The sequence below is a fragment of the Paractinoplanes bogorensis genome, assembly GCF_018829635.1.
Taxonomy (GTDB): Bacteria; Actinomycetota; Actinomycetes; order Mycobacteriales; family Micromonosporaceae; genus Actinoplanes; species Actinoplanes bogorensis.
Genome location: NZ_JAHKKG010000006.1, coordinates 199,279 through 222,506, shown reverse-complemented (window position 1 = coordinate 222,506; position 23,228 = coordinate 199,279). Strand labels below are relative to the sequence as shown.

The 23,228-nt window shown below is 69.8% G+C and carries 20 protein-coding genes; 5 read left to right on the top strand and 15 right to left on the bottom strand.

Features of this window, described 5'->3' with window-relative positions:
• The first annotated feature begins 4 nt into the window (after positions 1 to 4).
• The 4 genes from tal to pgl all read left to right on the top strand — a co-directional run bounded on the left by tal (position 5) and on the right by pgl (position 4,531).
• Positions 5 to 1,117, top strand: coding sequence for a transaldolase (gene tal / locus KOI35_RS20110; RefSeq protein WP_215789044.1), 1,113 nt, complete (start codon positions 5 to 7; stop codon positions 1,115 to 1,117).
• A 93-nt stretch (positions 1,118 to 1,210) separates the two neighbouring features.
• On the top strand, positions 1,211 to 2,728 hold the full coding sequence (zwf, locus tag KOI35_RS20105; protein ID WP_215789043.1) for a glucose-6-phosphate dehydrogenase: 1,518 nt from the start codon (positions 1,211 to 1,213) through the stop codon (positions 2,726 to 2,728).
• Positions 2,725 to 3,741: a glucose-6-phosphate dehydrogenase assembly protein OpcA gene (locus KOI35_RS20100; RefSeq protein ID WP_215789042.1), complete on the top strand. Its 1,017-nt coding sequence runs from the start codon at positions 2,725 to 2,727 to the stop codon at positions 3,739 to 3,741. The genes zwf and KOI35_RS20100 overlap by 4 nt, the downstream gene beginning before the upstream one ends.
• Positions 3,742 to 3,814: 73 nt before the next feature.
• Entirely contained in the window at positions 3,815 to 4,531 is a 717-nt protein-coding gene (gene pgl / locus KOI35_RS20095; protein WP_215789041.1) for a 6-phosphogluconolactonase, read from the top strand.
• 161 nt (positions 4,532 to 4,692) lie between these two features.
• Here pgl and KOI35_RS20090 read toward each other — a convergent pair whose 3' ends face one another.
• Positions 4,693 to 5,103: a VOC family protein gene (locus KOI35_RS20090; RefSeq protein ID WP_215789040.1), complete on the bottom strand. Its 411-nt coding sequence runs from the start codon at positions 5,101 to 5,103 to the stop codon at positions 4,693 to 4,695.
• A 63-nt stretch (positions 5,104 to 5,166) separates the two neighbouring features.
• On the opposite strand from KOI35_RS20090, the gene KOI35_RS20085 reads away from it, so the two are divergent.
• The gene (locus KOI35_RS20085; RefSeq protein ID WP_215789039.1) at positions 5,167 to 5,766 is read left to right on the top strand and encodes a GNAT family N-acetyltransferase; all 600 of its coding nucleotides are present in this window, start codon (positions 5,167 to 5,169) and stop codon (positions 5,764 to 5,766) included.
• On the opposite strand, the gene KOI35_RS20080 is transcribed toward KOI35_RS20085, so the two are convergent.
• The 14 genes from KOI35_RS20080 to rsgA all read right to left on the bottom strand — a co-directional run bounded on the left by KOI35_RS20080 (position 5,763) and on the right by rsgA (position 23,112).
• On the bottom strand, positions 5,763 to 6,107 hold the full coding sequence (locus KOI35_RS20080) for an RNA polymerase-binding protein RbpA (protein ID WP_215789038.1): 345 nt from the start codon (positions 6,105 to 6,107) through the stop codon (positions 5,763 to 5,765). The two genes, KOI35_RS20085 and KOI35_RS20080, sit on opposite strands and share 4 nt — an antisense overlap.
• Positions 6,108 to 6,273: 166 nt before the next feature.
• Positions 6,274 to 6,531: a preprotein translocase subunit SecG gene (secG, locus tag KOI35_RS20075; protein ID WP_215789037.1), complete on the bottom strand. Its 258-nt coding sequence runs from the start codon at positions 6,529 to 6,531 to the stop codon at positions 6,274 to 6,276.
• Between the two features lie 97 nt (positions 6,532 to 6,628).
• Positions 6,629 to 7,417 carry a triose-phosphate isomerase gene (gene tpiA, locus KOI35_RS20070; protein WP_215789036.1) on the bottom strand — a complete coding sequence of 263 codons (789 nt, stop codon included), beginning with the start codon at positions 7,415 to 7,417 and terminating at the stop codon, positions 6,629 to 6,631.
• Positions 7,417 to 8,619 carry a phosphoglycerate kinase gene (locus KOI35_RS20065; protein WP_215789506.1) on the bottom strand — a complete coding sequence of 401 codons (1,203 nt, stop codon included), beginning with the start codon at positions 8,617 to 8,619 and terminating at the stop codon, positions 7,417 to 7,419. The genes tpiA and KOI35_RS20065 overlap by 1 nt, the downstream gene beginning before the upstream one ends.
• Positions 8,616 to 9,617, bottom strand: coding sequence for a type I glyceraldehyde-3-phosphate dehydrogenase (gene gap, locus KOI35_RS20060; RefSeq protein ID WP_215789035.1), 1,002 nt, complete (start codon positions 9,615 to 9,617; stop codon positions 8,616 to 8,618). The genes KOI35_RS20065 and gap overlap by 4 nt, the downstream gene beginning before the upstream one ends.
• Before the next feature lie 418 nt (positions 9,618 to 10,035).
• Positions 10,036 to 10,806 carry a hypothetical protein gene (locus tag KOI35_RS20055; protein ID WP_215789034.1) on the bottom strand — a complete coding sequence of 257 codons (771 nt, stop codon included), beginning with the start codon at positions 10,804 to 10,806 and terminating at the stop codon, positions 10,036 to 10,038.
• A 113-nt stretch (positions 10,807 to 10,919) separates the two neighbouring features.
• Positions 10,920 to 11,900 carry a DNA-binding protein WhiA gene (gene whiA / locus KOI35_RS20050; protein WP_097322458.1) on the bottom strand — a complete coding sequence of 327 codons (981 nt, stop codon included), beginning with the start codon at positions 11,898 to 11,900 and terminating at the stop codon, positions 10,920 to 10,922.
• A gap of 58 nt (positions 11,901 to 11,958) precedes the next feature.
• Positions 11,959 to 12,939 (bottom strand): gluconeogenesis factor YvcK family protein, encoded by a 981-nt coding sequence (locus tag KOI35_RS20045; protein WP_215789033.1) that lies wholly within the window; start codon positions 12,937 to 12,939, stop codon positions 11,959 to 11,961.
• Complete coding sequence (gene rapZ / locus KOI35_RS20040) at positions 12,936 to 13,835, bottom strand: RNase adapter RapZ (RefSeq protein ID WP_215789504.1); 900 nt, start codon at positions 13,833 to 13,835, stop codon at positions 12,936 to 12,938. Before rapZ ends, KOI35_RS20045 begins: the two co-directional genes overlap by 4 nt.
• 289 nt (positions 13,836 to 14,124) lie before the next feature.
• A complete protein-coding gene (uvrC, locus tag KOI35_RS20035; RefSeq protein ID WP_215789032.1) occupies positions 14,125 to 16,257 on the bottom strand; it encodes an excinuclease ABC subunit UvrC in 2,133 nt (710 codons plus the stop codon).
• Between the two features lie 98 nt (positions 16,258 to 16,355).
• The gene (locus KOI35_RS20030; RefSeq protein WP_215789031.1) at positions 16,356 to 16,892 is read right to left on the bottom strand and encodes a Rieske (2Fe-2S) protein; all 537 of its coding nucleotides are present in this window, start codon (positions 16,890 to 16,892) and stop codon (positions 16,356 to 16,358) included.
• A 245-nt stretch (positions 16,893 to 17,137) separates the two neighbouring features.
• On the bottom strand, positions 17,138 to 20,089 hold the full coding sequence (uvrA, locus tag KOI35_RS20025) for an excinuclease ABC subunit UvrA (RefSeq protein WP_215789030.1): 2,952 nt from the start codon (positions 20,087 to 20,089) through the stop codon (positions 17,138 to 17,140).
• A 166-nt stretch (positions 20,090 to 20,255) separates the two neighbouring features.
• Entirely contained in the window at positions 20,256 to 22,049 is a 1,794-nt protein-coding gene (locus tag KOI35_RS20020; protein WP_215789029.1) for a DUF6311 domain-containing protein, read from the bottom strand.
• A gap of 25 nt (positions 22,050 to 22,074) precedes the next feature.
• On the bottom strand, positions 22,075 to 23,112 hold the full coding sequence (gene rsgA / locus KOI35_RS20015) for a ribosome small subunit-dependent GTPase A (RefSeq protein WP_215789028.1): 1,038 nt from the start codon (positions 23,110 to 23,112) through the stop codon (positions 22,075 to 22,077).
• Between the last annotated feature and the right edge of the window lie 116 nt (positions 23,113 to 23,228).

Here is a 23,228-nt window from a genome sequence, read left to right as displayed (position 1 = left end):
CGCAATGACCGACAGGCTTGCTGAGCTCTCGGCCGCTGGGGTAGCGGTCTGGCTCGACGACCTCTCCCGTCCCCGGCTGACCACCGGCTCGCTCAAGAAGATGCTGGACGAGCAGCACGTGGTCGGTGTGACCACCAACCCGAGCATCTTCCAGAAGGCGCTGTCCGACGCCGACGCGTACGACTCGCAGCTGCGCGACCTCGCCGAGATGCGCGTGACCGTCGAGGAGGCGGTCCGCCTGATGACCGCCCAGGACGTCCGCAACGCGTGTGACGTCGAGCGGTCGGCCTACGTCGCGTCCAACGGCGTCGACGGCCGGGTGTCGATCGAGGTCGACCCGCGCAAGGCGCACGAGACCGAGAGCACCGTCGCCGAGGCCAAGACTCTGTGGTGGCTGGTCGACCGGGAGAACCTCTACATCAAGATCCCGGCGACCCTGGCCGGCCTGCCCGCCATCACCCAGGTGCTGGCCGCGGGCATCAGCGTCAACGTGACCCTGATCTTCTCGAACGAGCGCTACCGCCAGGTCATGGACGCGTTCCTCGCCGGCATCGAGCAGGCCAAGGCCAACGGCCACGACCTGTCCAAGATCGGCTCGGTGGCGTCGTTCTTCGTCTCACGCGTCGACTCCGAGATCGACAAGCGGCTCGACAAGATCGGCAGCGACGAGGCCAAGGCGCTCAAGGGCAAGGCGGCCATCGCCAACGCCCAGCTCGCCTACGAGGCGTACGAGGAGGTCTTCGGCACCGACCGCTGGAAGGCCCTCGCGTCCGCCGGCGCGCAGCCGCAGCGTCCTCTCTGGGCGTCCACCTCCACCAAGAACCCGGAGTACAAGGACACCATCTACGTCGAGGAGCTGGTGGCCCCGGGCACGGTCAACACCATGCCCGAGTCGGTGATCCACGCGTTCGCCGACCACGGCGTGACCCGGCCCGACGCCGTGACCAGCTCGTACGCCGCCGCCAAGCAGGTCTTCGCCGACCTCGGCACGGTGGGCATCGACCTGCCCGACGTCTTCAAGGTCCTCGAGGACGAGGGCGTCGACAAGTTCGAGGCCAGCTGGAAGGAACTGCTCGAGGGCGTCGACCAGTCGCTCAAGGCAGCCAAGAAGGCCTGACGAACGACGAAGGGGGCTCGCAGATGCGAGTCCCCTTCGCTCTGTCCCTGCTTAGACACTTGCACGTCACCGAAAACTGGCAGGATGGACCACGTGGGCAATCCGCTGCGTACCGCACAGGACCGCAGGCTTCCCCGGATCCCGGAGCCGTGCGCTCTGGTGATCTTCGGAGTCACCGGTGACCTGTCCCGAAAGAAGCTCATCCCGGCCGTCTACGACCTGGCCAACCGCGGTCTGCTGCCGCCCGGTTTCGTGGTTCTGGGCTTCGCCCGCCGCGACTGGGGTGACGGTGACTTCGAGTCGCTGGCGTACGAAGCGGCGAAGAAGGGCGCCCGGACCCCGTGGCGCGAGGACGTCTGGCAGCGTCTGGCCAGCCAGTTCCAGTTCGTGCCCGGCTCGTTCGACGACGACGCCGCGTTCGACCATCTGGCGGCCACGCTCGACGACCTGCGCGAGCGCAACGGCATCCCCGGCAACGCCGCCTTCTACTTCTCCATCCCGCCCGCCGCGTTCCCGCTGGTGCTCAACCAGCTGGCCCGTACGGGCATGGCCGACAACGCCAAGTCCGGTGGCTGGCGCCGGGTGGTCGTCGAGAAGCCGTTCGGCAACGACCTGCAGACCGCGATCTCGCTGAACCAGCTGGTCGACGAGGTCTTCACCCCCGGCGACGTCTACCGCATCGACCACTACCTGGGCAAGGAGACGGTCCAGAACATCCTGGCCCTCCGCTTCGCCAACAGCCTGTTCGAGCCGGTGTGGAACTCCAAGTACGTCGACTCGGTGCAGATCACCATGGCCGAGGACGTCGGCATCGGCACCCGCGCCGCGTTCTACGACGCGTCCGGCGCCGCCCGCGACGTACTGCAGAACCACCTGCTCCAGCTCCTCGCCCTGGTGGCCATGGAGGAACCGACGAGCTTCGACCCCAACGACGTACGGGCCGAGAAGCTCAAGGTCCTCAAGGCGATCGCCATCCCCAAGGACATCTCCAAGGGCTCGGTCCGCGGGCAGTACCTGCCGGGCTGGGTGGCCGGCGAGCGCGCGGTGGGCTACCTCGAGGAGAAGAACATCCCGGCCGACTCCACCACGGAGACGTACGCCGCGGTCCGCCTGGGGATCCAGAACCGCCGCTGGGCCGAAGTTCCTTTCTACGTACGCGTCGGCAAGCGCATGCCGCGCCGGGTGACCGAGATCGCGATCCTGTTCAAGAAGGCCCCGCACCTGCCGTTCGACCCGGCCGACGTGGAGATGCTGGGTCACAACCAGCTGGTCATCCGCGTGCAGCCGGACGAGGGCGTCGTGCTGAAGTACGGCTCCAAGGTGCCGGGCACCACGATGGAGGTCCGCGACATCGCGATGGACTTCCAGTACGGCGAGGCGTTCACCGAGTCCAGCCCCGAGGCGTACGAGCGCCTGGTCCTGGACGTGCTGGTCGGTGACCGGACCCTGTTCCCGGACGCCGCCGAGATCGAGCAGAGCTGGCAGGTCATCGACCCGCTGGAGGCCGCGTGGGCGGGCACCAAGCCCGAGCCCTACCGGTCCGGCGAGTGGGGCCCGCGCGCGTCGGACGAGATGCTGGCCCGTGAGGGTCGCGCCTGGAGGCGAGCATGATCGGCTTGTGGGACACCACCGGCAACGAGGTGGTCAAGGCGCTCGCCGCCGAGCGGCGCAGTGCCGGCGGTGTGGCCTCGGGTCTCGCCCTGACCCTGGTCGCCGTGGTCGAGGAGAAGAAGGTCCGCGAGGCCGAGGCGGCCGCCACGATCGCCGCCGCCGCGCACCCGTGCCGGCTGCTCATCGTGGTGCGCTCCGACCTCGAGGGCCGCAGCCGCCTCGACGCCGAGATCGTCGTGGGCGGTCGTCTCGGCCCGGCCGAGGCGGTCGTGATGCGCATGTACGGCCGTCTCGCGCTGCACGCCGAGTCGGTGGTCATGCCGCTGCTGGCCCCGGACGTCCCGGTCGTCACCTGGTGGCACCAGGAACCGCCGGACATGATCGCGAACGACTTCCTCGGTGTGGTCGCCGACCGCCGGATCACCGACAGCGCGCAGGCGTACGACCCGGTGGCCGCGCTGCGCCAGCGGGCCACCGACTACGCGCCCGGTGACACCGACCTCACCTGGACCCGCATCACGCTCTGGCGCACCCTGGTCGCCGGCGCGTTCGACACCACCGACGCCCGGGTGACCGGCGCGACGATCGTGGCCCCGGCCAAGGACCCGACAGCCTGGCTGATGAAGGGCTGGCTGCAGTCCCGGCTCGGCATCGAGCCCGAGCTGCAGGTCTCCGACCGCGCGCCGCGCATGCACTCGGTGCAGCTGCAGACCGAGAACGGTGACACGGTGACCGTGACCCGCGAGGAGAACACGGCGCTGTTCAGCCGCACCGGCCAGGAGGACCGCTACATGCCGCTGCCCAAGCGGCCGGTCGGCGACGAGCTGGCCGAGGAGCTGCGCCGCCTGGACGCCGACCAGATCTACGCCGACGCGCTCGGTGCGATGGCCGGCCAGACCGGGCTCGACCACCGTCCGCCGATGCGCGTGCACGTGTGGAAGGACCCGGCGCTCGCGGCCAAGGCGGGCGACGAGGCCGGTGCCATGGCCGGTCCGGGTGGCACAGCCGCCTGAGTTTCTTGACAATGGGCCGCCTACCGGAAGACCGGTGGGCGGCCCGACGCCTTTTCCGACAGGAGCGCAGAACGTGAGCAAGACCCTGGTCGTGGTCGTCCCCGACGCCGACACCCTGGCCGCGACGGTGGCATCCCGTCTGGTCGCCAAGATCGTGGACGCGCAGGCCGAGCGCGGGTCGGCCGGTGTGGTGCTGACCGGCGGCCGGATCGCCAAGCGGGTGCTGGCCGCCCTCGGCTCGCTGCCCGAGGCGGCGGCGATCGACTGGTCGAACGTCGACCTGTGGTGGGGTGACGAGCGGTTCCTGCCCGCGGGTGACCCCGAGCGGAACGAGACCCAGGCCCGCGAGGCCGTGCTCGACTCGCTCCCCCTCGACCCGGCCCGGGTCCACGCCATGCCCGCGGACGACGGCACGGACGCCGCTACGGCCGCCGCTCTTTATGCGGAGGAGCTGGGGCCCGAGCTGCCGCGCTTCGACGTCCTGATGCTGGGCGTCGGCGAGGACGGCCACGTGGCGTCGCTGTTCCCCGGCTATCCGGAGCTCGCCCTGACCGAGGGCACGACCTCGGCCGTGCACGACAGCCCCAAGCCGCCGCCCACCCGCATCACGCTGACCCTGCCGGCCATCCAGTCGGCCGACGAGGTGTGGCTGATCGCCGCCGGGCCGGACAAGACCGATTCGGTCGGCCGGGCCGTCAACGGCGACAAGGCGCTGCCGGCCGCGCACGCTACCGGCGCCTCGAAGACCTACTGGCTGCTCGACAAGGCCGCGGCCGCGAAGATCGCCTAGGGTGCGTCTGGCGGATCACGTGAGTCTGCGGTGCGGTCCAGGTGGTGGCTGACGTCGGCCGCAGGGCGGTCGCATCCTGGTTTTGGATGTGGCCGTTCTGCGGCTGCCGTCAGGCGCCGCCTGGGCCTCGCCGCAGGCCCGCGTGATCCGCCAGACGCACCCTATCCCGCTCGCGACGAGATCTGCTGGACGGCCCAGCTGTTGCCGTCCGGATCGTCGAAGAAGACGAAACCGACGTTGTCCAGGGGGTGCGGCGTGGGCCGCGGGTTCTCGCCCACCACCTGGACGTCGCTGACCGGCACTCCGGCGGCCACCAGCTCCTTGTGCGCCGCCTCGATGTCGGGCACCACGAGCTGCAGGCCCTTGAGCGAGCCGGGTGGCATGTCCGGCACGGCACCCTTGCCGATCACGACCGAGCAGCCGCTGCCCGGCGGGGTCAGCTGCACGATGCGTACGTCATCGTTGATCTTGGTGTCGTGGTCGACGTGGAAGCCGAGCTGGTCCGCGTAGAACTGTTTGGCGCGGTCCACGTCGCTCACCGGGACGACGACTACCTCTAAGGTCCACTGCATCGCCACATCCTGTCATCGGACGGTGACCCCGGCCACAACGCATGCGGATCATAGACTTCCGGGGTGCAACCAGAGATCCGCGCCTATCGGCCCACCGACCTCGACGCCGTCTACGACATCTGCGTCCGCACCGCCGACGCCGGTGGCGACGCCCGCGGGCAGAACAGTTCCGACCGGCTCGTCGGTGAGGTCTTCGCCGCGCCCTACGTGGTGCTGGAACCCGAGGTGGCCCGGATCCTCGACGACGGGCACGGCAACGCCGTGGGCTATGTCGTCGGCACCACCGACACAGCCGCCTTCGTCAAGCGTTACCGCGAGGAGTGGCTGCCCGCGACGGCCGGCCGCTACGGCGAAGACCCGCGCGACGAGATGTGGCTCGAACTGCACCACGACCCCGAGCGCATGCTCGTGCCGGAACTGGCCGGCTATCCCGCGCACCTGCACATCGACCTGCTGCCGGAGTGGCAGGGCCGCGGTTTCGGGCGCGGGATGATGTGGTCGTTCCTGAGCGGCCTGCACGCGGCCGGCGCGCCGCGGGTGCACCTGGGGGTTGCCCCGGCGAACACCGCGGCCCGCGCCTTCTACGGCCGGCTGGGCTTCGAGCAGATCCCGGTGCCCTCCGAGCCGCAGGCCGTCTATCTGGGCCGCTCTACCGCCGTCTAGGCGCGGCCGCGCCGCTGACGCAGCTTGGCGAGCGCCTCTTCGAGGATCTTGGCGCCGTCCTCGTCGGTGCGCCGCTCCTTGACGTAGGCCAGGTGCGACTTGTACGGCTCGGCCCGTGACCGTCCGGGCGGGTTCTGCCGATCGAGGCCGGCCGGCTGGCCGCAGCGCGGGCAGTCCCACGAGTCGGGCGGCGACGCCTCGGCGGCGAAGAGGATCTGACTGGCGTGCCCGGCCGCGCAGAAGTAGGTCACCTCCCGACGGGGGGCGGGTTCGCTGCGCTCGTCGGGGCGTACCGGGGACGAGCCGACGCGGCTGCCGCGGATCGCACTGCCACTGGACACGGATGTCACTCCTGTCTCGAGGGCGCCTCAAGAGGTGATGGTTGTCGATGACCGGAAATACGGTCGAAACAGAGCCTAAAAACGACCGCGCGCCCGGCAGAACCGGACGCGCGGCAGATTCTACGACTATTACGCTCCGTCAGGAAGGACGGGGGCGCGAGGAAAATCAGGTGCTCGGGACGGCCAGACGCATCCACAGGCCGAGGCCCACGATGCAGGCGAACCAGATGATGCCCACCAGAACGGTGTAGCGGTCGAGGTTCTTCTCCGCGACGGAGGACCCGGCGAGGCTCGACGTGACGCCGCCGCCGAACATGCTCGACATGCCGCCGCCCTTGCCGCGGTGCAGCAGGATCAGCAGGGTCAGCACGATGCTGGTGAGCACCAGCAACACGATCATCGTGTACGCGAACCACATAGGCATGATCGGGCGATTCCTCCTCGAAGGGCACAACAAGCGGTCCAACAATAGCGTGTGCCCGGGCGCATCACGCGCCCGGGCACACCCTGGTGTTTCAGCGTCAGCGCGCGACGTGTTCCTTGAACCGCGCGATGGAGGCGAACTCCTCGGCGTCCAGGCTGGCGCCGCCGATCAGGGCGCCGTCCACGTCCGGCTTGGCCATGATCTGCGCGATGTTGGCCGCCTTGACCGAGCCGCCGTAGAGCACCCGGACGGCGTCGGCGACCTCGGACCCGTGCACCTTGGCCAGCTGGGCCCGGATCTCCCCGCACACCTCCTGGGCGTCCTCGGGGGTCGCGGTCTTGCCGGTACCGATCGCCCAGACCGGCTCGTACGCGATGACGACCTGCTTGACCTGCTCGGGCTTGAGCCCGGCCAGACCGGCGTCGACCTGCGAGGTGCAGTGCGCGACGTGGCCGTTCTCCTCGCGGACGGACAGGCCCTCGCCCACGCAGAGGATCGGGGTCAGGTTGTTCTCGAAGGCCGCCTTCACCTTCGCGTTGACCGTCGCGTCGTCCTCGTTGTGGTACTCGCGGCGCTCCGAGTGGCCGGCCAGCACGTAGGTGCAGCCCAGCTTCTCGAGCATCGAGCCCGCGACCTCACCGGTGTAGGCACCCGACTTGTGGGTCGAGATGTCCTGCGCGCCGTAGACGATGAGCAGCTTGTCGCCGTCGACCGCGGTCTGCACGGTGCGCAGGTCGGTGAACGGCGGCAGCACGGCCACCTCGACGTCGGTGAGCTGCTTCTCGCTCAGGCTCGCGGCGAGCTTCTGCACCAGAAGGTTGGCCTCGAAGTGGTTGAGGTTCATCTTCCAGTTCCCGGCCATCAGGGGCCGGCGAGCGTCCGCCATTACTTCTCCAGTGCTTCGATGCCGGGGAGGGTCTTGCCCTCGAGGTACTCCAGGGAGGCGCCGCCACCCGTCGAGATGTGCCCGAAGGCGCTCTCGTCCAGGCCGAGCGCGCGTACGGCCGCGGCCGAGTCACCGCCGCCGACGACCGAGAAGCCGTCGATCTTGGTGATCGCCTCGGCCACACCCCGGGTGCCGGCCGCGAACGGGGCCAGCTCGAACACGCCCATCGGGCCGTTCCAGAAGACCGTCCGGGCGCTACCGATGGCCTCGGCGAACAGCGCCACCGACTCGGGGCCGATGTCGAGGCCGAGCCGGTCGGCCGGGATCTCGGATGCGGGCACCGTCACGGAGTCGGCGTCGGCCGAGAACTCGGTCGCCGCGACCACGTCGACCGGCAGCACGATCCGGCCCTGAGCCTCGGCCAGCAGCGCACTGCAGGTGTCGATCATCTCGGCCTCGAGCAGCGACTTTCCGACCTCGTGGCCCTGGGCCTTGAGGAAGGTGAAGCACATGCCGCCGCCGACCAGGAGCTTGTCGACCTTGGGCAGAAGGGCCTTGATCACCGCGAGCTTGTCGGAGACCTTCGACCCACCGAGCACGACCACGTACGGCTGCTCGGGGCTCTCGCTCACCTTCTTGAGGACCTCGACCTCTTTGTTGACGAGGCCGCCGCCAAAGTGCGGCAGGATCGCCGGCACGTCGTACACCGAGGCGTGCTTGCGGTGCACAGCGCCGAAGGCGTCGTCCACGTAGAAGTCGGCGAATGCAGCCAGCTCAGCGGCGAACGCCGCGCGCGACGCGTCGTCCTTCGAGGTCTCGCCCTCGTTGAAGCGCAGGTTCTCGAGAAGCAGCACCTGGCCGTCCTGCAGCGCGGCCGCCTTTTCGCGCGCGTCGTCACCGACGGTGTCGGACGCGAAAACGACCGGCGAACCCAGCAGCTCGCCGAGCCGCGTGGCGACCGGGGCGAGGGTGTACTTGGGGTCGGGCGCGCCCTTCGGACGGCCCAGGTGCGACATCACGATGACGCGGGCACCCGCGTCACGCAGCGCGATCAGCGTCGGCAGCACCGCGCGGGCGCGGCCGTCGTCGCTGATGACGCCCGGGTTGGCCTTGTCGAACGGGACGTTCAGGTCGGCGCGCACGATGACGCGCCGACCCGTAACACCCTCGCCGAGCAGGTCGTCGAGAGTCTTCAAGATCAGGCTCCGACGAGCTTGACCAGGTCGACGAGGCGGTTCGAGTAGCCCCACTCGTTGTCGTACCAGCCGACGACCTTGACCTGGTTGCCGCCGATGACCTTGGTCAGGCCGGCGTCGAAGATGCAGGAGGCCGGGTCGGTGACGATGTCCGAGGAGACGATCTCGTCCTCGGTGTAGACCAGGATGCCCTTGAGCGGGCCCTCGGCGGCGGCCTTGATGGCGGCGTTGACCTCGTCGACCGTGGTGTCACGGGCCGAGGTGAAGGTCAGGTCGGTGGCCGAGCCGGTGGGGATCGGCACCCGCAGCGCGAAGCCGTCGAGCTTGCCCTTGAGCTCCGGCAGCACCAGGCTGACGGCCTTGGCGGCACCGGTCGAGGTCGGCACGATGTTGAGGGCGGCGGCGCGGGCGCGACGCAGGTCCTTGTGCGGGCCGTCCTGCAGGTTCTGGTCCTGGGTGTACGCGTGGATCGTGGTCATCAGACCCTTTTCGATCCCGAACGTGTCGTTCAGAACCTTCGCCATCGGGGCGAGGCAGTTGGTCGTGCAGGACGCGTTCGAGATGATCGAGTGCTGCGCGCCGTCGTACAGGTTGTCGTTGACACCCATGACGATGGTGATGTCTTCGTTCTTGGCCGGGGCCGAGATGATGACCTTCTTGGCGCCCTTGTCGATGTGCGCCTTGGCCTTCGAGGCGTCGGTGAAGAAGCCGGTCGACTCGATCACGACGTCGGCACCCAGGTCGCCCCAGGGCAGGTTGTTGGGGTCACGCTCGGCGAACGCCTTGAAGGTCTTGCCCCCGACGGTGATCTCGTCGGCGGTGGCCTTCACCTCGGCGCCCAGACGGCCCAGGATCGAGTCGTACTTGAGCAGGTGCGCGAGCGTCGCGTTGTCGGTCAGGTCGTTCACGCCGACGATCTCGATGTCCGCACCCGAGGCGGCGGCCGCCCGGAAGAAGTTGCGGCCGATACGGCCGAAGCCGTTGATGCCAACCCGGATGGTCACAGGTGGATCTCCTCGTTTCGGTCCGCCGGGTTATGCGACCGGCGGAGGGTCTGCGTTGCCGACCATGTCGAGGGCCGGCAGAGGGGCGTCCGGTCGCCGCGGCGCCGGGCCTTTGAGGGCGGCGCACAGCGCGGTCGGCCGAGCTTGCCGGCACCGTCGCCGTCGGTAAGACCCTATCCGAGGCCCGGCGAGACTTTTCCCAGGGGTCGCAACCTAACCGTGACGATGTCCCACCGTTAACCTGCGCTTCTCTTCTTCGAAAACCCTTTTCCCGTACGCGACGTCACCGTCACCAACCGCAACGGGCCCGAACCGGGCGTTGGCACCGGCTGAGTGCAACACCGGGCCATACGCGGCTTCCGGCCCGGCCCCGGTGGTCACCCGCCGGGGCCGGAAGCGCCCGCTCACGCGAGCGAATTCAGGACTCCTGGTTGTCGTCGGAGCTGTCGCTCAGCCGCTCCAGCATCCTCTCGATACGTGTCATGCCCTGCTTGAGCTCACCCACATCGCCCTTGAGCGTCGACACATCGGTCTTGAGCGTCGACACATCGCTCTTGAGCTCACCCACATCGCTCTTGAGCGTCGACACATCGCTCTTGAGCTCACCCACATCGCTCTTGAGCGTCGACACATCGGTCTTGAGCGTCGACACATCGCTCTTGAGCTCACCCACATCGCTCTTGAGCTCACCCACATCGGTCTTGAGCGTCGACACGTCGCCCTTGAGCGTCGACACGTCGCCCTTGAGCGTCTTGATTTCCGCCTTGTTATCGGCGTAGTGCTTGAGTTGAGTCCTGCGGATCTCTTGCATCTCCGCCCACTGGCGCAACTCGGCTTCCTGCAACTTCTCCAGCACCGCATGCTGCTCGAGCTGGGTATCGCGAAGCCCTCGCAGGTCGCCGGACATGCCCTCCATCTGCGTGCTGATCGCCCGCAGGTGATTGGACTGGTCGAGCTGGGTCACCCCCAGCTCGGCGAACTGCGTGAGCTGGCTCTCCGCCAGGCCCTTCAGCACCTCGAACTGCTGGCGTTGCGTCACGTTCAACGCCTCGAGCGACATCTTGTGCCCGCGCAAAGCAGCCTGGTAGTCCCCTGCGTCCTGACTTGCTCCCGCCGCCAAAGTCCGCACCTCCTTGAGCTGAGTCTCGACCGCTGTGAGCCGTTCGTCAAAGTCCTTGTTGCTTGCCATGACGAAGAGTGTTCCGAAGATTTTCGAGCAGCGGTAAGAGCTCCCGGGCGTGGCAATCTTGCGTCATCTGAACAAGCGACAAGTCGTCACACGTCAGCTTGTCGCACGACAACTCAGCAGGCCATCATCTCGGGGGTCACGGCGGCCTCGGTGTCGGGGATGCCCAGGTCGCGGGCGCGCTTGTCGGCGAGGGCGAGCAGACGCCTTATACGGCCGGCGATGGCATCCTTCGTCAGCGGCGGATCGGCCAGTGCGCCCAGCTCCTCGAGCGACGCCTGCCGGTGCTCCAGGCGCAGCTGACCGGCCGAGGTCAGGTGGTTGGGGGCCTCGTCGGCCAGGATCTCGAGCGCCCGGGTGACCCGGGCCGCCGCGGCCACGGCGGCGCGGGCCGAGCGGCGCAGGTTGGCGTCGTCGAAGTTGGCCAGGCGGTTGGCCGTGGCCCGCACCTCGCGCCGCACCCGGCGTTCCTCCCAGGCCAGCACGCTGGCGTGGGCGCCGATCCGGGTGAGCAGCGCGGCGATCGCGTCGCCGTCCTTGATCACCACCCGGTCGACCCCGCGGACCTCGCGCTCCTTGGCCGTGATGCCGATCCGCCGGGCCGCCCCGCGCAGCGCCAGCGCCGCCTCGGGGCCGGGGCAGGTGATCTCGAGCGCGCTCGACCGGCCGGGCTCGGTCAGCGAGCCGTGTGCCATGAACGCCCCGCGCCACGCGGCCACCGCGCAGCACACGTTGGCCGAGACCACGTGCGGCGGGAGGCCCCGGACGGGCCGGCCACGCACGTCGAGCAGGCCGGTCTGCCGGGCCAGGGCCTCGCCGTCCTTGACGATGCGGACGATGTAGTGGCTGCCCTTGCGCAGGCCGCCGGACGCGAGCACGTGTACCTCGCTCGGGTAGCCGTAGACGTCGGCGATCTCGCGCCGCAGTCGCCGGGCCACCGCGCCGGTGTCCAGTTCCGCCTCGACCACCACCCGGCCCGAGACGATGTGCAGGCCCCCGGCGAACCGGAGCAGGGCCGCCATCTCGGCCCGCCGGCAGCAGGGCTTGGGCACGTCGACCCGGCTCAGCTCGTCCTTGACCGCTGCCGTCATAGCCATCGTGTTGTCACCTCATGCGCCGGATCTTGAACAGGGAGTGCCGCAATACGCCGTCTGCTTAACGAGCGGCGCCCAGTAGGGGCACCAGGGCAACGCCCAACGACTCAGGATCATGCCTGGGACTGCCGTCCGCAACGGCCACAGGTGCCAACACGAGACGGGCACCGAGAGCCTCGGCCGCCCGCCGTACGGGCTCCGGCTCCCCCACCCAGCGGCCGTCGGCCAGCACGGCGTCGACCCGCAGGCCGGGCAGATAGGAGTGCAGGGCGGCCAGGTGGTCGGCCACGGACAGGCCGAGCGTCTCGTTCTCGGTAGCCAGGTTGAGGGTCACCAGCCGCCGGGCCGGGCTTTTCATGATCGCCTCGGCCAGCCCGGGCACCATCAGGTGCGGCAGCACGCTGGTGAACCAGCTGCCCGGCCCGAAGATCAACCAGTCGGCGGCGTCGATCGCGGCAATGGCCTGCGCGCACACCGGCGGGTCGGCCGGGTGGATGCGTACGGCCTCGACATGGCCGTGCGCGACCGCGACGGCGTGCTGACCGCGGACGGTGACGACCTCGTACGGACGCTCCGGGTCGGCCCCGCGCATGTCGGCCTCGATGCCGATCGCGTGCCGGGCCATCGGCAGCACCCGGCCGCGCGCGCCCACCATCGCGGCCGCGTGGTCGAGGGCCTGCACCGGGTCGCCCAGCATCTCCATCAGCCCGAGCAGCAGCAGGTTGCCCACGGCGTGCCCGACCAGTGGGTCGGGACCGGCGGCACCCAGGGCCGGCATCTCGGCGAAGCGGTATTGCAACAGGGTGGCGGTGCGCTGGGTGACCGGCTGGTCGTCGGCCAACGCGGCCAGGGCCTGCCGCAGGTCGCCCGGGGGCAGCAGCGCATCACGCTCGGCGAGGAGCCGGCCGCTCGACCCCCCGTCGTCGCCCACCGTCACCACGGCCGTGATGTCGAGGTCGAGGGTGGGCGCGACGCTGCGGAGCGCGCGGAGCGACGCGCTCAGCCCGTGGCCGCCGCCGAACGCGACCACCCGCACGGTCACTCCCGCCCCAGATCGCGGTGCGAGGCGTGGGCGGACAGGCGCATGTCGCGCAGCTGGGCGGTCAGCTCCTCGGAGATCGCGACGCTGCGGTGCTTGCCGCCGGTGCAGCCGACGGCCACGGTCAGGTAGCGCTTGCCCTCACGCTCGAAGCCGGGGGCGGTGGCGGCGATCAGTCCCGCGTACGTCTTCACGAAGTCACCGGCACCCTCCTGGTCGAGCACGTAGGTGCTGACCGCTTCCTCCAGTCCGGTGTGATCGCGCAGGTCGGGCACCCAGAACGGGTTGGGCAGGAACCGGGCGTCCATCACGTAGTCGGCGTCGGGCGGCAGACCGTACTTGAAGCCGAACGACAGCACGGTGATGCGCAGCCGCCGCACGTCCTCGCCGCCGAACAGTTCCTCGACCCGGCGGCGCAGCTGGTTCACGTTCAGGTGGCTGGTGTCGATGATCACATCGGACTGCTCGCGGGCCTCGGCCAGCAGCTTGCGCTCGGCCGCGATGCCGTCGGACAGGCGGCCGTCGCCCTGCAGCGGGTGCGAGCGGCGGACCGACTCGAACCGGCGGATGAGCACGTCGTCTTCCGCGTCGACGAACACCACCCGGGGCGAGAAGCCGCGCTCGCGCAACGCGTGGATGGCCGCGGCCAGGTCGGTCGAGAACGCCCGGCTGCGCACGTCGAGAACCATGGCCGTACGCCGTGCGGCCCCGCCGGCCTGGAAGGCGAGCTGGGCCATGTCGAGCATCAGTGCCTGCGGCAGGTTGTCGACCACGTAGAAGCCCACATTTTCCAGCGCGCGGGCGACCGTGCTGCGCCCACCGCCGGAAACACCGGTCACGACCACCAGATCGGTGGTCACCTCGTCGGGATCGGTCGCGTCGGACACGAACTCCGGCATCGACTCCGTCAACGCACGCCTCCCAGCGTCGCTTCGCCCGCGCCCCCGGCGGACACAACATCCTAGGCCGAAGCCGGTCGCCCGATCGTGCCGGACGCTTGTCGTCCATCCGATCGGTGTGCCGGCCCCGGTGGTGACAACCACATCGAGCCACCGAAAGTTCCGCTCGCGGCGGCGCCGACCTTACCCGTCGCCGGAGCGGCCCGACGGGTTGTCCACAGGCCCCGGCCGACGCGGTCTCGCTCTGTCCACAGGCCCCGGCCAAGATCGGCGGAAATCCTCATACTGATCAGTGGCGGGGGTTCCCCCTTGGGAGGGCGGGCTGTGGCCCCTGCGAACGGTTGGCACCGGCTTTGGTGCGGCCCGCGCCACCGGCCGGGACGGCGCCCGACTCGACCGCGACGGCGCCCGACTCGACCGGGACGGCGCCCGGCTCGGCGGGGGCCTCCGCGGCGGCGGGCTTGGTGGCGCCTTCGGGGTTGAGCGCGGCCAGCAGCGCCTCGGCGGTGCGGCGGCCGATGCCGGGCACCTCGGTGATCTCCTCCGGGGTGGCCGCCGACAACCGCTTCAGCGAGCCGAAGTGCCGCAGCAGCGCCTTACGCCGGGTCTCCCCCAGGCCGGGCACGTTGTCGAGCGCCGACGCGGTCATCCGCTTGGAGCGCCGCTGCCGGTGGAACGTGATGGCGAACCGGTGTGCCTCGTCGCGGACCCGCTGCAGCAGGTAGAGCGCCTCGGACGTGCGGGGCAGGATGACCGGGTAGTCGTCGCCGGGCAGCCATACCTCTTCCAGGCGCTTGGCCAGGCCGCACAGCGCCACATCCGTGATGCCGAGGTCGGACAGCACCGCGGCGACCGCGTTGACCTGGGGCTGGCCGCCGTCGACGACGACCAGCTGCGGTGGGTAGGCGAAGCGGCGCGGCTTGCCGGTCAGCGGGTCGATGCCGGGCAGATCATTGGTGGCGATGTCGTCGGAAGGCGACTCGTCGGGCGCGGTGTCATCCGGGGAACCGCTGGGCTGGGCCTTGAAGCGCGCGAACCGCCGCCGCATCACCTCGCTCATCGCGGCCAGGTCGTCGGTGCCGCTGCCGTCGGGGTTGCCGCGGATCGCGAACCGGCGATATTCGCTCTTGCGGGCCAGCCCGTCCTCGAAGACGACCATCGACGCGACCACGTCGGTGCCCTGGATCTGGGACACGTCGAAGCACTCGATGCGCAGCGGCGCCGAGTCGAGCCCGAGCGCCTCGGCGATCTCGTCGAGCGCCTTGCTGCGGGTGGTCAGGTCGCCCGCGCGGCGCAGCTTGTGCCGCTGCAGCACCTCGCCGGCGTTGCGGGCCACCGTCTCCATCAGGGCGCGTTTGTCGCCGCGCTGGGGCACCCGCAGCGACACGTGGCTGCCGCGGTGCTCGGAGAGCCAGTCGGCCAGGGCCGGGGCGTCGTCGGGCAGGGCGGGCACGAGCAGCTCGCGCGGCACGTCGCCCTCGCCCTGGGATTCGCCGTACATCTGCGTGCAGAAGTGGTGGACGAGGTCACCGGTGGTCAGATCCTCCACCTTTTCCACGACCCAGCCGCGCTGGCCCCGGACCCGCCCGTCGCGGACGTGGAAGACCTGCACCGCGGCCTCGAGCGGGTCTTCGGCGAAGGCGACCACGTCGGCGTCGGTGCCGTCGCCGAGCACCACGGTCTGTTTCTCCATCGCGCGCCGCAGAGCGGCGATGTCGTCGCGCAGCCGGGCCGCGTGTTCGAAGTTGAGCGCCTCGGAGGCGTCCATCATGTCGCGCTCGAGCCGCTTGACGAACGTGTCGGTCTTGCCCGCCATGAAGTCGCAGAAGTCGTCGACGATCGCCCGGTGCTGCTCGGCGGTGACCGTGCCGACGCACGGGGCCGAGCACTTGCCGATGTAGCCCAGCAGGCACGGCCGGCCGATCTGGCCCGACCGCTTGAAGACGCCGGACGAGCAGGTGCGGGCCGGGAAGACGCGGAGCAGCAGGTCGAGCGTCTCGCGGATGGCCCACGCGTGCGAGTAGGGCCCGAAGTAGCGGACGCCTTTGCGCTTGGCACCGCGCATCACCTGCAGTCGCGGGAACTCCTCGTTCAGCGTCACGGCCAGGAACGGGTAGGACTTGTCGTCCCGGTATTTCACGTTGAAGCGCGGGTCGAACTCCTTGATCCAGGAGAACTCGAGCTGCAGCGCCTCGACCTCGGTGCCGACGGTCACCCAGTCCACACTGGCCGCCGTGGTGACCATCTGCTGCGTACGCGCGTGCAGCGACCACGTGTCGGCGAAGTAGGAATTCAGCCGGTTCCGCAGGTTTTTCGCCTTGCCGACGTAGATGACGCGGCCGGACGGATCGCGGAAGCGGTAGACGCCCGGCGCCTCCGGAATGGTGCCGGGGGCGGGGCGATAGCTGGAGGGGTCTGGCACAGACTCAACACTAGTGCGGGGGACTGACATGATTACCCGACCGGAGGTCCGTCGCCGCCGCCACGGCTTCGGACCTCCGGCCTGAAATCAGTGGGACATCAAGCGGCGACGATGTTCTCGCCGTCCACCTTGACCTGCGTCTCGGGCAGCGCCTTGTTGGCCGGGCCCGAGGTCGGCTCGCCCGTCTCGATCGAGAACTTGCTGTTGTGGCAGGGGCACGAGATCTGGCCGCCGTCGATCTTGTTGACGTCGCAGCCGGCGTGCGTGCACACCTTGCTGAACGCCTTGAAGGTGCCGGCGGTGGGCTGGGTGATCACGTAGTCGCCCTGGATGATGCCGCCGCCCTCGGGCACGTCGCCCACCGCGGCCAGGGTGGCGCCGCCGGAGCCGCCGTTGCTGCCCGAGCCGCTGTCACCGTTGCCCGCGGCCGCGCTGCCGGCCGGGCCCGGGTTGTCGGAGAAGCCGGTGCCGTTGGTGTTGGTGCTCGACGAGCTCGTGCCGCAGGCCGCCAGGACAGCGGTGGCACCGGCCGCGCCCGCGCCGAGCAGGACCCGACGGCGTGTCGAGCAAGTACCTGTACGTCCGTGCTCCGCGACGGAGCACTCGGCGTCGGTCTTGGTCTGCACGTCTGTCATCGTGTGTCCTCCAGTGCCTGGTCCGCGTAGATGGTCACGCGGCGTCGCCTCTACATACGCTGGCGCGGCACGCCGGGTTCAGGCGTACCGCGAAATTATCCGCCGTTGCCGCAGCGGTCCATCCGGGTTTGCGGGCATTCGCCCGGCGCGGTTGCGCAGCGTTAACCGGAACGGCAACGCCCGGTCGAGGCTATGTCCCCGACCGGGCGTCGTTGCTATGAGTCACCTGTGACCTTGCTGAAGGCTCACACCGCGGCCTTGGCCCGCGAACGGGTGGCCCGCGCCTTGGGGGCGGTGGCGCCGTTGGCCTTGGCGGCCCGCGCGGTCGCGGCGGCCGAGCCCTTGCCCGCGCCCTTGAGCCCGAGCATGTGCCGCAGGAACTGACCGGTGTGGCTCTCGGGCACCTCGGCCAGCTCTTCGGGCGTGCCGGTGGCCAGCACCAGACCGCCCTTGCTGCCGCCCTCGGGCCCCATGTCGATCAGCCAGTCGGCGTTCTTGATCACATCGAGGTTGTGCTCGATGGTGATCACCGTGTTGCCCTTGTCGACCAGGCCGTTGAGCACCATCAGCAGCTTGCGGATGTCTTCGAAGTGCAGCCCGGTGGTCGGCTCGTCGAGCACGTAGACCGTCTTGCCGGTCGACCGTTTCTGCAGCTCGGAGGCGAGCTTGACGCGCTGGGCCTCACCACCGGAGAGCGTCGGCGCCGGCTGACCCAGACGCACATAGCCCAGGCCCACGTCGACCAGGGTCTTGAGGTGCCGGTGGATCGACGAGATCGGCTCGAAGAAGCCCGCCGCCTCCTCGATCGGCATCTCCAGCACCTCGGAGATCGTCTTGCCCTTGTAGTGCACCTCGAGCGTCTCGCGGTTGTAGCGCGCGCCCTTGCACACCTCGCACGGGACATAGACGTCGGGCAGGAAGTTCATCTCGATCTTGATGGTGCCGTCGCCCGAGCAGTTCTCGCAGCGGCCGCCCTTGACGTTGAACGAGAACCGGCCCGGGCCGTAACCGCGCACCTTGGCCTCGGCCGTCTCGGCGAACAGCTTGCGGATGTTGTCGAAGACCCCGGTGTAGGTGGCCGGGTTGGACCGGGGGGTGCGGCCGATCGGCGACTGGTCGACACCGACGACCTTGTCCACATTGTCGAGTCCGGTGATCCGGGTGTGCCGTCCCGGCACCATGCGGGCGCCGTTCACCTGGTTGGCCAGCACGGTGTAGAGAATGTCGTTGACCAGGGTCGACTTGCCCGACCCGCTCACCCCGGTGACCGCGATGAACTGCCCGAGCGGGAACGGCACGGTCAGCCCGCGCAGGTTGTGCTCGCGCGCGCCCTGCACGACCAGCTCGTGACCCGGCATCTGCGGGCGGCGACCGGCCGGGGTCGGGATCGACTTGCGGCCGGACAGGTAGGCGCCGGTCGGCGACTTCTGGTTCTTGAGCAGGCCCGCGACCGATCCGCTGTGCACGATGTGACCACCGTGCTCCCCCGCGCCCGGGCCGATGTCGACGATCCAGTCGGCCTGGCGGATCGTGTCTTCGTCGTGCTCGACCACGATCAGCGTGTTGCCCAGGTTTTTCAGCCGCACCAGGGTCTCGATGAGCCGGTGGTTGTCGCGCTGGTGCAGGCCGATCGACGGCTCGTCGAGCACGTAGAGCACGCCGACCAGGCCGGAGCCGATCTGGGTGGCGAGCCGGATGCGCTGCGCCTCGCCGCCCGAGAGGGTGCCGGCGCCGCGGTCGAGCGACAGGTAGTCGAGGCCGACGTCGACCAGGAACTGCAGGCGGGCGTTGATCTCCTTGAGCACCCGCTCGGCGATCATCTTCTGCCGGTCGTCGAGCTCGATGGTCAGCAGCAGCTCGGCGCAGTCGCCGATCGACAGGTTGCAGACCTCGGCGATGCTCTTGCCGGCGATCGTCACGGCCAGCACCTCGGGCTTGAGCCGGGTGCCGCCGCAGGTCGGGCAGGGCACGTCGCGCATGTAGCCCTCGTACTTGTCGCGCGACCAGTCACTCTCGGTGTCGTTGTGCCGGCGCTCGATCCACTGCACCACGCCCTCGAAGCCGGTGTAGTAGGAGCGCTCGCGGCCATATTTGTTGCGGTAGCGGACGTGGACCTGGTCCTCCGCGCCGTACATGACCAGCTTTTGCACCCGGGTCGACAGCTGGCGCCACGGGGTGTCGACGCTGAACTTCTCGCTGCCGGCCAGCGCCTCGAGCAGGCGCAGGAAGTATTCCTGGGTCTGCCCGCCGGACCACGGCTGGATCGCGCCCTCGCGCAGGCTGCGCTCCTCGTCGGGCACGATCAGCTCGGGGTCGACCTCTTTCTTGGTGCCCAGGCCGGTGCACTCGGGGCAGGCGCCGTAGGGCGCGTTGAACGAGAACACCCGGGGCTCGAGGTCCTCGATCGCCAGCGGGTGGTCGTTGGGGCAGGCCAGGTGCTCGCTGAAGCGGCGCTCGCGACCCGGGTCGTCTTCGGGCAGGTCGACGAAGTCGAGCAGCACGATGCCGGCGGCCAGGCCGAGCGCCGACTCGACCGAGTCGGTCAGCCGCTGCTTGCTGCTCGCCTTGACGCTGAGCCGGTCGACCACCACCTCGATGGTGTGCTTCTCCTGCTTCTTCAGCTTCGGCGGCTCGGTCAGCGGGTGGACCACGCCGTCGACCCGGGCCCGCGCGTAGCCCTTGGACTGCAGCTCGGCGAACAGGTCGACATATTCACCCTTACGGCCGCGGACCACCGGCGCCAGCACCATGAAGCGGGTGCCCTCGTCCATGGCCAGCACCCGGTCGACGATCTGCTGCGGCGTCTGCTTGCTGATCCGCTCGCCGCAGACCGGGCAGTGCGGGATACCGGTGCGCGCGAAGAGCAGGCGCAAGTAGTCGTAGACCTCGGTGATGGTGCCGACCGTCGAGCGCGGGTTGCGCGAGGTCGACTTCTGGTCGATCGACACCGCCGGGGACAGGCCCTCGATGAAGTCGACGTCGGGCTTGTCCATCTGCCCGAGGAACTGCCTCGCGTACGACGAGAGGGACTCGACGTAACGCCGCTGCCCCTCGGCGAAGATCGTGTCGAACGCGAGGCTGGACTTGCCGGACCCGGACAGACCGGTGAACACGATCATCGCGTCGCGGGGCAGGTCAAGGTTGACGTCACGCAGGTTGTGCTCGCGCGCGCCTCGAATAGTCAAACGGTCGGCCACCAGCCAGCCCTTCCAGCCGCGAAGATCGAAACCGTACAGGTGTATGAGTCGAGTAGAACCGCGGCCACTCTAGCCATGGGGTACGACAAGTTTGGTCGCCGCGGACGCCAAGTAGGTGTAGCGCCTGGCACATGGCGCACATTCCCGCAGTTCACGCGGCGCTAACTCACTCGGCTGGGGGAACTTGGAGCGCGCGCATGTCCCAGAGCTGAACCCCGCCGACCGACTGCGGCTCGCCCAGGGCGGCGGTCAGCGTGTCGAGCAGCGGGCCCTCGTTGCGGCTGCCGGGCACCAGCACCACGACGGCGGCCCGCCAGAAGATCAGGTCTTCGGTGATGCGAGCCTTGTCACTCTCGCTGAGCGCCGGCCGTTCGCCGTACTCGCGGACCCGCCACAGCAGGTCGGCGGTGAACCGGCGGGGCGCGTTCCACGACCCGGTGATGTCGGTCGGCGGGTTGATCGGGCCCATGAAGTAGCCGCGGGGCGACCGGTAGTCGAGGTGGGTCAGCGACGCCCAGCGCATGCCGGCCCGCCCGGTGGTCACCTCGGGCAGCGGCACGGTGACCAGGGTGCGGTCGTCGCTGGTCACGTACTGCCGCCACATGCCCTCGGCCACGAACGGCGGCAGCGGATCGGCGTCGACCACCGGCAGCGGCTTGGGGGCCAGCGGCACCAGGGCCAGCACCAGGCCCACCTGCCACAGCCGCCGCCCGCGCGGGGTGAACTCGCGCCACCGGTCGGTGGCCAGGGCGAGCAGCACGCCGGCGATCGTCGCGGGCACCATGGCGAAGCGGGTGACGCTGACCAGGTCGATGATCGGCACGTGGCTGACCAGGCCGAACGGCAGCGGAAGGCCGGTGTTGTGGCCGAACACCTTGAGGTGCGGGCCCATCGACACGATCAGCAGGACGACCGCCGCGACGGTGGCCGCGCGGGCCGCCACCGAGCGCCGCCACAGCACGACCGCCGACGCGACGACCAGGGCCAGGCCGAACGGGCCGAAGAAGACGTTGTCCTCCGTGCCGCTGACGCTCATCGTCCGGGTCAGTTCGGCATTGCCGGCCAGCGACTGCCGGGCGAACCCGAAGATCGAGGCGAAGTCGGTCGCGTACTTGTCCGGCTCGAACGGCTGGCCCTGGTAGTGGCCCGGGCCGGTGAACTGGAAATACAGCGGATAGGCGAGCAGCACCACCGAGACCAGGCCGGCCACGCCCAGCCCGGCCAGCAGGGCCCGCGCCTCGTGCCGGACCCGGTCGCGAGCCATCAGCGCGTACGCGATCACGAAGACGCCCAGGGTGAGCGCGGTGAAGAGCAGGATCTCCTCGTTGATGAAGACCTGCACCACGATCAGCAGGCCCAGGATCAGCCCGCCGCGCACGGCCCGCCCGGGCTCGCGCAGCCGCAGCACCTGCCACACGATGAACGGCACCACGAACAGGCTGACGAAGTTGACGTGCCCGTTGGCGTGCGACACCAGGGCCGGGCAGAAGCCGCACCACAGGCCACCGATCCAGGCCGCGAACCGGCTCGTCACCAGGTGGCGGGAGAGCACCCAGTACCAGGCGGTGGCCGTGCCGGCCAGACCCAGCGTGAGCAGCAGCACCAGGGTGACCCCGGCGCCGAGCCAGTGGGTGATCGGGGCGAACGGCACGCTCAGGGCCAGCACCGTGGTGTTGGCCATCATGTTGACGCCGTCGGGCACGTTGAGCCGGTCGGAGAGCAGCGGGTTGTCGCCGTGGAACAGCACCCGCTCGCCGTGCGCCATGACGAACATGAAGAAGCCGTGGTCGTCGTCGTTGCTGGCCAGCACGCGACCGGACGGATCACGCCAGAGCCGGCTCAGCACGAGCACGGCGAGCAGCCCGTAACTCAGCAGCGCCCACAGGTCGGCCCGGGTGCGCCGGGGCGCCGGCGGCCGGGGGTCGGCCTTGTCCTCGACGACTTCCTCCACCGCACGCACCGGAGCATTGTGACAGAGGGGTACGTCAGGAACGCCTGCGGCGGTGCCCGGCGGCCCCGGCCAGACGGGCCGACTGACGGGCCGACTCGACCTCGATCTCGTGCCGCAACTTGCGCCAGCTGGCCAGCCGGCGCGGGGGTAGCGAGCCGTCGGCCACCGCGGCCACGACCGCGCAACCGGGCTCGGTCTCGTGCCGGCAGTCGTCGAACCGGCACCGGGCGGCCCGTTCGGTGATGTCGGCGAACGCGCGGGCCAGACCCTCGGCGGTGTCGAGCAGACCCACCCCACGGATGCCGGGTGTGTCGAGGATCGCGCCGCCGTCGGGGATCAGAACCAGGTTTCGGTACGTGGTCGTGTGCCGTCCCTTGCCGTCCGCGTCGCGGATCTGCTGCACCGGCATGACCGGCGTCCCGGCCAGGGCGTTGACCAGCGTCGACTTACCCGCCCCGGACCGCCCGAGCAGGGCCAGGGTGCGACCCCGGCCCGCGTACGGGCGAATCTGCTCGACGCCCAGCGAAAGTCGCGCACTCACGGTGACCACCGGCACGCCCGGCGCCAGTTCCATGATCTGCTCGCGGATCGCCTCGGGGTCACTCGTCGTGTCGGCCTTGGTCAGCACGAGCAGCGGTTGGGCGCCGGACTCCCAGGCCAGGGCGAGGAGGCGCTCGATGCGGGCGTCGTCCGGTTCCGGGTGGATCGGCTCGACCACGGCCACCGTGTCCATGTTGGCGGCGAGCACCTGGCCGGTGCTGTCCTTGTCCGAGGTGCGGCGGATCAGACAGGTGCGCCGGGGCAGCACGTGCTCGGCGGTGATCCGGCGGTCGGGCCAGTGCCGCAGCACCACCCAGTCGCCGGTGCAGGGCAGCTGGGCCGGGTCGCGGGCGGCGCCCAGCAGCACGCTGCCGGACAGGCTGGCCCGGGTCACGCCCGACTCGTCGAGCACGGTGCAGACACCCCGATCGGCCCGTAGCACGCGGCCCGGGGAGGCGTCGGAACGGTCGAACCGGCGATACGCGGATGCGAGGGACTCGTCCCAGCCCAGCTGGGACAGCTCGTGTTTCATCAGGACCCGTTTCGAGACGGGGAGACGGCCCGACCAGCCAGGTCAGGCGGACGCCTCCGGGTGAAGGGACGCCGAAACGAACAGCACGCTCCCCACCTCCTCCGCGGGATCTGATC